Here is a 10,943-nt window from a genome sequence, read left to right as displayed (position 1 = left end):
GGCGTGGCTGGGTTTTTCTTCCTGCAGCCGGCGGTTGCGGTAGTCGAGCAGCAGCTGCAGCTGCTCGGCCTGCGCGGTGCGGATGGTGTGTTCTTTGTTCCAGGCAGCAGCCAGTTCAGGCTCGCCGGCCAGATGAGCATAGGCCGGGGGAAGCGCCGGAGCCGGAGGGGTGCCCGGGGAGGTGCTCTCAGGGGTTTCGCCGTTGACCCCCGGGGTGGGGTGTGTGGCGTCGTCGTTGGTTCTGTGCCCAGAACGCATGCTGGAGCCGCCGGGGGTGACCGGCGGTTGCGCAACCAGTGCTGGGTTCGAACTCATGTTCTAATTCTATCGAGTGATGTGTGTCACTGCAACCCGTATGGAGGAATTTGCGAGAGTTTGAAGATTCCATACATGATACTCTTCACTCGCTGCTGTTAAGTGCCACTGAATATCGCCGTATCAGTGGACTGGAGCCTCGATGCCGGGGCGGATTAGTCCACGCGCCGGGAGAACGAATCGGACTCGAAACTATTTCCGCGTGCGCAACCAACACCAGAACCTGCTGCTGCGAGCAAGCGCAGCTGAAACTCCGCCGCGCTCGGGCCGCAACTCGAAGTGTTGCCGGGGTCAGATCTGAAGCCCGAAACCGCGACCGGTGGTGCAGGTCGCCTAGACTTGATGGGACGACCGTACGGAGATCAGAAGCAGATGGCAGTGGGTGAGCGGTGAACGCATTCGGGATTCTGGTGCTCATCTTCGGATGCGTGCTCGCCGCGGTGCTGTTCGTCGCCGGGATGGTCTGGGTCGGAAGGCTTGCCAGCGGCGGGACGCCGTCGGGGGTTCTGGACAGGGTCCAGACTCTGGAGCTGCTGGCCGATGTCAGCGCTGAGGCCCATGCATAAGGCGTGGAGGCGCAGCGCGCATTGGAGGAGCTGCGTGAGCTTGCGCCGGACCTGGAGCGCGAGGATTGGCAGCTGTTCGAGGATCGCTACCGCCAGACGCTGGAGGACTTCTCCGCCGGCGATTCGGAGGTCCAGGCCCAGATGGAGCATTTGAAGCGGGTCTTTCGCCGGGACCGGATCATCGGCAGGGCACGCCGGGAACTGCGAGAAAGGTGAGACGACCCGTGACCACACTAGCGATGCTGGGACTTGGATCGATGAACGGCGCGATCCTTTCGGGACTGCTGACCGGGGGAGTGGAGGCCGACCGTGTGGTGGCTACCGCCCGTTCCTCTGCGTCGGCGCGGCGCAGTGCCGAGCAGTACGGGGTGCAGGTGCTGGCAGAGGAGGAGAGCACCGGGGCGAACGCGGAGGCCGCCGGGAAGGCCGATGTGATATTCCTGGGAGTCAAACCCCCGCAGATCGTGGACCTGTGCCATCAGATCGCCTCGTCGCTGAAGCCCTCGGCCGTGGTGGTGTCGGTCGCCGCCGCGGTGACGGTGGAGATGATGGAGGAGGCGCTGCCCGCAGGCCAACCGGTGATCCGCACAATGCCGAATACTCCCCTGTCAGTCGGAGCCGGCGTCGTCGGCCTGGTGCCTGGCACCCACACCAGCCAGGAGCAGGTGGAGTCCGTTGCGGAGCTGCTGGGGACTTCCGGCGCGGTCCATGTGCTGGATGAGGAGCAGATCGATGCGCTGACGGGGGTGGCTGGGTCCGGCCCGGCGTACGCGTTCTACCTGGCCGAGCATATGGCTGCCGCTGGAGTGGAGATGGGACTGGATCCGGAGCTGGCTGCGGACCTGGCAGCGCAGACCATCTACGGGGCCGGCAAGATGCTGGTGGAGAACCGTGGGGAGAACGACGCCGCACAGCTGCGCCGGGATGTGACCAGCCCCCGGGGAACCACAAGCCGGGCCATCGAGACCTTCGACGCCGCAGAGATGGGGCGCACCATCCGCCAGGGCGCCCAGGCCAGCGCGGCCCGGGCTGCTGAGATCACCCGCCAGCTGCGCGGGGACGCCGCCTGAACTGCCCTCCGCCGCGTCCGCCGGTCAGTAATGCCGGTAATTGGGCACGCGCCACCCCGAATTAGCGGCACAAATGACCGCACGCCGGGGCGTGCTGGCGGCGGGACCGGGCTGGCGGCCGGGCGGGGGCGGCAATCACGGACAGGTCTGCCGCGTGCTGGCTGCGGGCTCGGCGGGGTGAGGATCAGTTGCCGGAAGCCTCGCGCAGCAGCCGGCGCAGGCGCTGCGGATCGAACCGCCAGAAGTCGCGGACCGCGCCGTTGATGCGCAGCACCGGAATCTCCTCGGCGAACTGCTGGGCAAGCGCGGGGTCTGTGCTGATGTCCGTGGTGCGATGCTGCAGGCCGAACTCCGAGCATGCGTCTGCGGTGACCTTCAGGGCCTCCTCGCAGAGGTGGCATTCGGGCTTGACCAGGACCTCCACGTCTGGCTGGGACATGCTTCCTCCAGGTACAGCAGAGCCCCGGTGTGAAAACCGGGGCCCGCTGCAGATGCACGATGTGCTTACTTCTTATTGCGCCGCTGGTGGCGGGTCTTACGCAGACGCTTGCGGTGCTTCTTCTTCGCCATGCGCTTGCGGCGCTTCTTAATCACTGAGCCCATAGGGTGAACAGTCCTTACGTCGGTGGTGTGGAGCACGTCTGTGCTCCGTAGGCCAAAAAGGTCTCCCGAGAGTCTACCGACTCGGCGGAAAGACGGCGAACTGAGGGGGAGCAGCTGCCGGTGCACGCACTAGGCGGTGGGCGCAGCGAGACTGCGACCTCAGGTGTGACGACGGGCAAGGAGCTGCCTGCGGAACAAGGGGCTGCCTGCCGAGAGGTGCCGCGACCTGCGCGCCGCCGGAACTCACTCAGTCGAACCACGGGTCCAGACCCCAGAGCGGGAAGATCTCCTTGCGGGTCTGCACCACCGCGCGGTCAATCGCGTCCTCCGGGTCGTAGCCCAGCTCCCAGGAGCGCCACCACAGCTCGGCGTCGTCGTGCATCTGTTCGGGAGTCTCCACTTGGTAGGTGGTACGCACGTAGTCCCGCCAGCTGCCGGGCACGGCCGTCTTCAGCGGCACGGGGGACCCGGCAACGATGGCGGTGAGGTGGCTCCATGAGCGGGGAACGACGTCGTAGATGGCGTACCCGCCTCCGCCGGTGGCGATCCAGCGGCCCTCACAGAGCTCGTCGGCCAGGTGTGAGACGTCGTGAGCGAGCTGGCGCTGGGCGTCGATGGTCAGCCGCAGGTCGCTCAGCGGGTCCTCGGCGTGGGAGTCGCAGCCGTGCTGGGAGATGATGATCTCCGGTTCGAAGGCGCGCACCAGCGGGGGGACCACGGCGTGGAAGGCACGCAGGTACCCGGCGTCGCCGGTCCCCGGGGGTACAGCGATGTTCACCGCCGTGCCTTCAGCCTCGCCCCCGCCGGTCTCGTTGGGGAAGCCGGTCCCGGGGTACAGGGTGGTGCCCGACTGGTGCATGGAGATGGTCATCACCCGGGGGTCGGAGTAGAAGATCTCCTGTGTGCCGTCTCCGTGGTGGGCGTCCACATCCAGGTAGACGGCTCGCGCAGTTCCGCGGTCCAGCAGGTGCTGGAGGGCGACGGCGGCATCGTTGTAGACGCAGAATCCGCCGGCGCGGGCGCGCGCTGCGTGGTGCATCCCGCCGGCGAAGTTCACCCCGCGCACGGCGGCGCCGGAGTGCAGGTCCTCCGCCAGCTGACGTGTTCCGCCGGCGATCCGTGCCGCACCGGTGTGGATGCCGGGGAAGACGGGCGTGTCCTCGGTGCCCAGCCCGTGGGCGGCGGAGGCAGTGCCGTGCTCAGCCGCGGCGTGAACGGCGGCGATGTACTCCAGATCGTGTACGGAGGCGAGCTCATGGTCTTCGAGTACATCGGCTGGGCGGACTGTGACGTCCGGGGCGTCCAGCACCCCTAGGTCGCGGCAGAGCCGCTCGGTCAGATCCAGCCGCACGGGATCCATGGGGTGGGTAGCGGTGAACTTGTAGTTCAGCAGGGCGGGATCCCACACCACAGAGGTGGGCTGCGGGGTGCGCGGCGAGGGCTGGATCACAGCCGCAAGCCTACCGATTCGTCCCTCTGGGGGCGAAGCCGCAGCGGAGAGGGTTCACCCGTGATGGCCCGGACTCGCGGGCACCGGCCTTGGCCTGCCGGGGTCGGGCGGATTCGCCGCCGGGGCCGCGGCTCAGGCGAGCGGTTCCAGGCTCACGCGTGGTCGGCGAACCACTCCAGCTGGCTCACATCACCGGAGACGACGATGGTGTCCCCGGGGGAGACCAGAGTGTCCGGCTGGGCGTAGACGAAGTCCTTGCCCGGGGATTTCACACCGACCACGTTGACCTGGTGGCGCTTGCGGGGCTGGGACTCATCGATGGTCTTGCCCTGCAGCGCCTTCGGCGGGCGCATCTTCACAATGGCGAAGTCGTCGTCGAACTTGATGAAGTCCATCATCTGACCGGAGACCAGATGGGCGGCCCGCACTCCGGCGTCGTGCTCCGGGTAGACCACGTGGTGGCAGCCGATCCTGGTCAGGATCTTCCCGTGGGTGGGGTTGATGGCTTTGGCCCACACCTGTTTGACTCCCAGGTCCACCAGATTCGCTGCGACCAGCACACTGGACTCGATGGAGGTTCCCACCCCGACGACGGCGGAGTCGAACTCCTCAGCCCCCAGCTGGCGCAGCGCGTCAATATCCGTGGCATCGGCCTCCACGGTGTGGGTGAGCGCATCGGCGTACTTCTGCACCAGGCTGCGGTTCCGGTCCACTGCCAGGACCTCCTTGTCCTGACTGACCAGCTGCTGGGCAAGCGCAATGCCGAAGCGTCCGAGGCCGACGACCAGGACCGGCTTGTTGGTCTGCTGATTCTTGGGCATGGATTTCCTCGCGTGGGTGAGCGAAAGGTCAGCCGATGAGCGGCCGCCCCTCAGGATAGCGGTAACGGATGCGCCGCTGGCGAATCGTCAGGGCGGCGGCGAAGGTGATGATGCCGATGCGGCCGGTGAACATCAGAGCGCACAGCACGTAGAGTCCCGACGGCGGCAGCTCCTCAGTGAGTCCGGTGGTGAGGCCGACGGTGGCAAAGGCCGAGATGGACTCGTAGAGCGGGCGCTCCATGTCATAGCCGGAGATGGTCATCAGGGCCAGGGTGGAGAGCAGCACCACAGTAGCTCCCATGGCCACCACGGAGACGGCCACGCGGACGGCCTGCGCAGGGATGGTGCGCCCGTGCGCCGAGGATTCGGCGTGGCCGCGCGCTTCGGCCAGGAACGCCAGGAAGATCACTGCGATGGTGGTGACTTTGATGCCGCCCGCCGTGGAGGCTGAACCGCCGCCGGCGAACATCAGGGCATCGGTGATCAGCATGGTCTCGGAGTGCTCAAGATTGGACTCCACCACAGAGAAGCCCCCGGAGCGCATGTTCACCGAGGCGAACAGCGAGCTCTGGATCTTCTCCCACAGGTCCATCTCACCGATGGTCTCGGAGTTGTTCCACTCCATGAAGCCGTAGATCGCCGCCCCCAGCAGGAACAGGATCGTGGTGACCTCCATGGTCAGCTTCGCGTGGAGGTTCCACTGGGCGATATGCCACCGGGAGCGCCAGAGCACGTAGAGGACGGGGAATCCCAGACTTCCCAGGAAGACGCCGATCATGATGGTCCACAGCACCACGGGGTCGTAGCCCACGCCTGCCATGCCGTCTGCGTGGATGACGAAGCCGGCGTTGTTGAACGCGCTGACGGAGTAGAACAGGCCCTTCCAGGCCCCGATGCCCAGGTCCTCCTCCAGCATGACCATGCGGGGGATGAGCACAAGCGCCAGCGCAGTCTGGACCACGGCTGAGCAGATCACCACGGTCTTCAGCAGGTGGCCGACCTCACCGAGCCGACCGGTGGAGATGCCCTCTTGGGCGATGAGGCGGGTGCGCAGCCCCAGGTGCCGCGTGACCGAGACTGCCAGCAGTGCGGCGATGGTGATGATGCCCAGTCCGCCGATCTGAATGGCCAGCAGAACTACGACCTGGCCTGGAAAGGACCAGTGCTCCGCAGTGTTGACCGGGGTCAGCCCGGTGACGGTCACCGCGGAGGTGGCGACGAAGAAGGCGTCGTGGAACTCGGCGCCGCCTGGCGCTGCAGTTGCCCAGGGCATCATCAGAAGCGAGGTGAAGACCGCGATGACCAGGGCGAAGATCAGCAGGGCCATCCGTGGCGGGGAGGAACCCGCCAGCCGGCTGATGATGCGCTTGATGGACTCCCAGGCGGATACATCCCGGAGCTTTCGAGCGGCGACCCCTTGTGGCACGCGCACTACTCTAAGCCCGCAGGGGCTGTGAATGCAGAGAACCGGGGCTGGCCCGCCCTGCGGCGGACCGGCCCCGGTCTTCGGTTCGGGAGCTGACCGCCTGTCGCGGCAGCCTCCGGGGATCAGTCGTCTTCGACGATCAGCGGGTAGATCCCGTTCTCGTCGTGGACTTCACGTCCGGTGACCGGCGGGTTGAACACGCAGACCATGCGCATCTCCTCCTCGACCTGGACCCGGTGCTTCTCGTGACCGTCCAGCAGGTAGAGGAACCCGTCGGTGATCTCGTACTTCTCTCCGGTCTCCAGATCGGTCAGCGTGCCCTTGCCGCCGACGCAGTAGACGGCCTCCACGTGGTTGGCGTACCAGAACTCATTGTCGGTGCCGGCCCGCAGCGTGGTCTCGTGCAGGGAGAAGCCGACCTTCTCCTTGGCAAGCACCATGCGGCGGGAGCGCCAGTTGGGGGTGTCGATATCCCGGTCGGTGCCGTTGAGGTCGTCGATGTGCAGCGTGTACATAGGTCTCCTTTGAAGCTTGATGGGATGGGCCCGAAGCCAAGCGTAGCGCCGACGGATCCTTCAGGCGTGAAGGCCGGCGTGAGCCGGCCGAGAGGCGAGCGGGGTTTCCCCGCCGCCGGGACTGGCTCAGGCGTGAAGGCCGGCGTGAGCCGGCCGAGAGGCGAGCGGGGTTTCCCCGCCGCCGGGACTGGCTCAGTGCGGTGCCCGCAGACGGCTGGGCTCACCCATCTGGCCGGTGGCCGCCAGCACGGCCTCCTCCAGGATCTGCAGACCCCTCTGCAGGTCCTCGGAGTCGATGTTCAGCGGCGGCATCAGCTTGACGACCTCGTCCTCGGGCCCGGAGGTCTCCACCAGCATGTTGCGCTTATAGGCTTCAGCGGCCACCTTGCCCGCCGTGTCGGTCTCCGGGAAGACGATGCCGGTCAGGAAGCCGCGGCCCCGAATGGCCGAGCCCTTCACGTGCTCGGTGATCTTGGCCATGCCCTGGTGCAGCTCCTCGATCTTTCCGGCCAGTTCCTTCTGGAAGGAATCGTCGGCCCAGAAGAGCTCGAGCGCCCGGGCGGCGGTGACGAACGCGAGGTTGTTGCCGCGGAAGGTCCCGTTGTGCTCGCCGGGCTCCCAGACATCCAGCTCGGGCTTGAACAGGGTCAGAGCCATGGCCAGGCCGTAGCCGGAGATGGACTTGGAGACGCAGACGATGTCCGGGTAGATGCCGGCCTCTTCGAAGGAGAAGAAGGTGCCTGTGCGGCCGCAGCCGGCCTGGACGTCGTCGACGATGAGCAGGATCTTGTGACGGCGCAGCAGGTCTGCCAGCGCCTTGAGCCACTCCATGCGGGCGGCGTTGAGGCCGCCCTCGCCCTGGACTGTCTCCACGATGACGGCCGCCGGCTTGTCCACACCGGAGCCGGAGTCCTCCAGCACCCGCTCCAGCCACAGGAAGTCGGGGATGTCGCCGTCGAAGTAGTCGTCGTAGGGGATCTTCGAGGAGTTGGTCAGCGGGATGCCGGCACCCTTGCGCTTCATGGAGTTGCCGGTCACCGACAGGGCGCCCAGCGTCATGCCGTGGAAGGCGTTGGTGAAGGAGAGGATGTGCTGGCGGCCGGTGACCTTGCGGGCCAGCTTCAGCGCCGCCTCCACAGTGTTGGTGCCCGTGGGGCCGGGGAACATGACCTTGTAGTCCATATTGCGCGGCTCCAGGATCAGCCGCTCGAAGGTCTCCAGGAACCGGCGCTTCGCCGGGGTCTTCATGTCCATGGAGTGCGTGACGCCGTCGTTGGAGACATACTCCACCAGCTGGTCGCGCAGCTCGGGGTGGTTGTGGCCGTAGTTCAGCGCACCGGCCCCGGAGAAGAAGTCCAGGTAGCGCGAGCCGTCTTCGGTGTACTGGTAGCAGCCGGAGGCTTTGGCGAAGCTGGCCGGCCAGTTCATGCAGTAGCTGCGAACCTGGGACTCTCGGGTTTCGTAGATGTCAGTTGCCATAGGGGTATCTCAGTCCTTGTGTGTACCTAGGTCGGTGGGTGATCAGATTCAGTCTGTGGTCAGCAGCTCAACGATGTACAGATCCTCTGCCGCGTGCGCCTCGCCGGACTCCTGCTGCGAGGGGAAGAGGTCCTCGGTGAACAGCGGCTTGCGCTGCAGCTCGGTGCCGTGCCGGCGGGCCAGCGCGGTGAACAGGGCGAGCGAAGCCTCGTTGTCGGCGGTGATGGTGGTCTCCAGCCGAGCCGCACCGGTGCGCTCCACCAGCTCGAACAGCATCTTCTTGGCCAGCCCCCGGCCGCGGAATGCGGAGTCCACCGCAACCTGCCAGATGAACAGGGTCTGCGGGTCGGAGGGCTTGAGGTACCCGGAGATGAATCCGGCGGGTTCGGCCTCCACCTCAGCGATCACGGAGGTCGCCGCGAAGTCCCGGGCCCACAACAGGTAGGCGTAGGGGGTGTTGGTGTCCAACACGCCCGTCCCGTCGGCCAGGCGCCAGAGGTCGGCGCCATCGGCCACAGTGGGTGGACGCAGAATGATCAGCTCATCGGTGCTCTCGTGGTGCAGCGGAGTCGCCGAGGAGTCGGAGCTCTCTGCGTCTGATGCGGGGGTGCCGTTTTGGGCAGGGGTGTGCTCAGCGCTGTTCATCAGTGACCACACTAGTAAGCCAATCCTGGGAATCAACCGAAGACCTCCCAAAATGGGCCGAAAAACCGGCTCTGCGCCCCGCTGGACGCGCATTGATCAGAAATGACGACGACGCCGGCCCGGTGCCTGCTGGCCGAAGCAGCGGGGCGGGCAGGAATTGAAGACCGAAATCTGAAGAACTTAATTCAGCTGTGATGGTGTTTCTTCCATCCCTGCCGCGCGGGCCGAGGACGGATGTGCTGCGGCTCACCCTGGGCAGCTGGTGCGTATCGGCTGAGAGTCTGCTGAGGCTCAGGCGAAAACCAGTGACACCGGCCGAGCACCTTGGGTAGCCTCAGCTCTGTCAGATTCCCTCGCGAAAGGAGAGCGCTATGGGGTTCGAAGACAAAGCTGATGCGAACAAGGACAAGATGGCCGGTGCCGCCAAAGAGGGCGTCGGCAAGGTGACCGGCGACGAGCGGACCGAAGCCGAAGGCAGAGGGCAGAACCTTCAGGGCAAAGTGAAGGACGCCGCCGAGTCGGTCAAGGATGCCGCAGGCGAGGCCAAGAACTCGCTGAAGGGGTTCACCGACGGTCTGAAGAAGAACTGACACCGGCCAACACCAACGAGATGGACCCGGGGAGGAACCGATCCTCCCCGGGTTTTCTCGTATTGTGGTCTGCTGTGAGCACACGCAGCATTCCCGGCCTCGGCTGGAGGATCCACGGAGACGGTAAGACCATCCGCCCCGGCGACGTCGTCGCCCCCGACGAGCGACTGAGCTGGTTCCAGACCACCGGCGTGGGGATGCAGCACGTGGTGGCGATGTTCGGTGCGACCTTCCTGGTCCCCGTCATCACCGGTTTCCCGCCGTCGACCACTCTGCTGTTCTCCGGCATCGGGACGCTGCTGTTCCTGCTCGTCACTGCCGGGCGGGTACCCAGCTACCTGGGCTCCTCCTTCGCCTTTCTGGCCCCGGTGGGCGCAGCCACCGCCCAGTACGGGATGTCCGGCGCTCTGGGCGGGATCTTCCTGGCCGGGCTGGGACTTGTCCTGGTGGGGCTGATCGTTCACTTCGCCGGCGCAGTGTGGATCCAGCGGGTCATGCCTCCGGCGGTCACCGGCTCGATTGTGGCGCTGATCGGACTGAATCTGGCGCCGGCCGCCTGGGACAACGTCAACCAGGCGCCGGAGAGCGCAACGGTGACCATCGTGGCCATGCTGGTGGCCGGGGTGCTCTTCCGCGGCATGCTGGGCCGGCTGTCCATCCTGGTGGGCGTGGTCATCGGATACGTGTTCGCCGCCCTGCGCGGGGAGGTGGACTTCTCCGGCATCGGGGAGGCCGGATGGTTCGGGCTGCCCGAGCTGACGACCCCCACCTTCCACATCGGTGTGGTCGCCCTGTTCATCCCGGTGGTGCTGGTGCTGGTGGCCGAGAACGTCGGCCACGTGAAGTCGGTGGCACTGATGACCAAACGGGACCTTGACCCGGTCACCGGCCGGGCGCTGATGGCCGACGGCGCAGCCACTATGCTGGCAGGCGCCGGCGGAGGCTCGGGCACCACCACCTATGCGGAGAACATCGGGGTCATGGCCTCCTCCAGGGTCTACTCGACCGCCGCCTACTGGGTGGCCGGGATCTTTGCCGTTCTGCTGGCGCTGCTGCCGAAGTTCGGTGCGCTGATCAACACTGTGCCCGCCGGAGTCCTCGGTGGGGCCGGCACAGTCCTCTACGGCATGATCGGCATCCTCGGGGTGCGGATCTGGGTGCAGAACAAGGTCGACTTCTCCAACCCGGTGAACCTTGCTGTGGCCGGGGTGCCGCTGATCATCGCGATCGCTGACTACACCATGGTGTTCGGGGAGATCATGTTCACCGGGATCGCCATCGGCAGCTTCGCAGCGCTGGCCATCCATCACGGAATGAGCGCCATCGCCCGCTGGCGCGGCACCGACGCGGGCTATGAGAACGAGGATCCGGCAGCCATCGCCACCCCCATCACGGCCGAAGACGTGGAGCACCTCGACGACGGCGGCCAGCTCGACGACGACACCACAGGACGCTGACCACCG

At 66.3% G+C, this 10,943-nt stretch carries 14 protein-coding genes; 5 read left to right on the top strand and 9 right to left on the bottom strand.

What is annotated here, in order from left to right:
- The coding region (locus Q1K09_RS07935; RefSeq protein WP_300344449.1) for a hypothetical protein at positions 1-315 on the bottom strand (315 nt) is incomplete at its 3' end.
- Positions 316-704: 389 nt separating this feature from the next.
- Here Q1K09_RS07935 and Q1K09_RS07930 point away from each other — a divergent pair.
- From Q1K09_RS07930 to proC, 3 genes are read left to right on the top strand one after another with little or no spacing between them, the layout of a single operon-like run.
- Entirely contained in the window at positions 705-881 is a 177-nt protein-coding gene (locus Q1K09_RS07930) for a hypothetical protein (protein WP_300344448.1), read from the top strand.
- Between the two features lie 3 nt (positions 882-884).
- On the top strand, positions 885-1,097 hold the full coding sequence (locus tag Q1K09_RS07925) for a hypothetical protein (protein ID WP_300344447.1): 213 nt from the start codon (positions 885-887) through the stop codon (positions 1,095-1,097).
- Positions 1,098-1,120: 23 nt separating this feature from the next.
- On the top strand, positions 1,121-1,951 hold the full coding sequence (proC, locus tag Q1K09_RS07920; RefSeq protein ID WP_300344454.1) for a pyrroline-5-carboxylate reductase: 831 nt from the start codon (positions 1,121-1,123) through the stop codon (positions 1,949-1,951).
- 184 nt (positions 1,952-2,135) lie between these two features.
- Here the strand turns inward: proC and Q1K09_RS07915 are convergent, their stop codons facing one another.
- The 8 genes from Q1K09_RS07915 to ectA form a co-directional block, all read right to left on the bottom strand.
- Positions 2,136-2,390, bottom strand: a complete 255-nt coding sequence (locus Q1K09_RS07915) for a glutaredoxin family protein (RefSeq protein ID WP_300344446.1) — start codon at positions 2,388-2,390, stop codon at positions 2,136-2,138.
- 65 nt (positions 2,391-2,455) lie between these two features.
- Positions 2,456-2,554, bottom strand: coding sequence for an AURKAIP1/COX24 domain-containing protein (locus Q1K09_RS07910; protein WP_081652675.1), 99 nt, complete (start codon positions 2,552-2,554; stop codon positions 2,456-2,458).
- A gap of 247 nt (positions 2,555-2,801) precedes the next feature.
- Complete coding sequence (locus Q1K09_RS07905; protein ID WP_300344445.1) at positions 2,802-4,004, bottom strand: acetoin utilization protein AcuC; 1,203 nt, start codon at positions 4,002-4,004, stop codon at positions 2,802-2,804.
- Positions 4,005-4,156: 152 nt separating this feature from the next.
- On the bottom strand, positions 4,157-4,825 hold the full coding sequence (locus Q1K09_RS07900) for a TrkA family potassium uptake protein (RefSeq protein WP_300344444.1): 669 nt from the start codon (positions 4,823-4,825) through the stop codon (positions 4,157-4,159).
- 28 nt (positions 4,826-4,853) lie between these two features.
- The gene (locus Q1K09_RS07895) at positions 4,854-6,251 is read right to left on the bottom strand and encodes a potassium transporter TrkG (protein ID WP_300344443.1); all 1,398 of its coding nucleotides are present in this window, start codon (positions 6,249-6,251) and stop codon (positions 4,854-4,856) included.
- 122 nt (positions 6,252-6,373) lie between these two features.
- Positions 6,374-6,766: an ectoine synthase gene (locus Q1K09_RS07890; RefSeq protein WP_300344442.1), complete on the bottom strand. Its 393-nt coding sequence runs from the start codon at positions 6,764-6,766 to the stop codon at positions 6,374-6,376.
- A 192-nt stretch (positions 6,767-6,958) separates the two neighbouring features.
- A complete protein-coding gene (ectB, locus tag Q1K09_RS07885) occupies positions 6,959-8,245 on the bottom strand; it encodes a diaminobutyrate--2-oxoglutarate transaminase (RefSeq protein ID WP_300344441.1) in 1,287 nt (428 codons plus the stop codon).
- Positions 8,246-8,293: 48 nt separating this feature from the next.
- Entirely contained in the window at positions 8,294-8,890 is a 597-nt protein-coding gene (gene ectA / locus Q1K09_RS07880) for a diaminobutyrate acetyltransferase (protein WP_300344440.1), read from the bottom strand.
- A gap of 371 nt (positions 8,891-9,261) precedes the next feature.
- Here ectA and Q1K09_RS07875 point away from each other — a divergent pair, with 371 nt between their 5' ends.
- The gene (locus Q1K09_RS07875; protein ID WP_300344439.1) at positions 9,262-9,480 is read left to right on the top strand and encodes a CsbD family protein; all 219 of its coding nucleotides are present in this window, start codon (positions 9,262-9,264) and stop codon (positions 9,478-9,480) included.
- 74 nt (positions 9,481-9,554) lie between these two features.
- Positions 9,555-10,937: a solute carrier family 23 protein gene (locus tag Q1K09_RS07870; RefSeq protein ID WP_300344437.1), complete on the top strand. Its 1,383-nt coding sequence runs from the start codon at positions 9,555-9,557 to the stop codon at positions 10,935-10,937.
- The last annotated feature ends 6 nt before the right edge of the window (positions 10,938-10,943 follow it).

The organism is Nesterenkonia sp. (genome assembly GCF_029265375.1).
GTDB lineage: Bacteria > Actinomycetota > Actinomycetes > Actinomycetales > Micrococcaceae > Nesterenkonia.
Note: the sequence above shows the minus strand (reverse complement) of the source record. Positions and strands in the feature narration are given on the sequence as shown.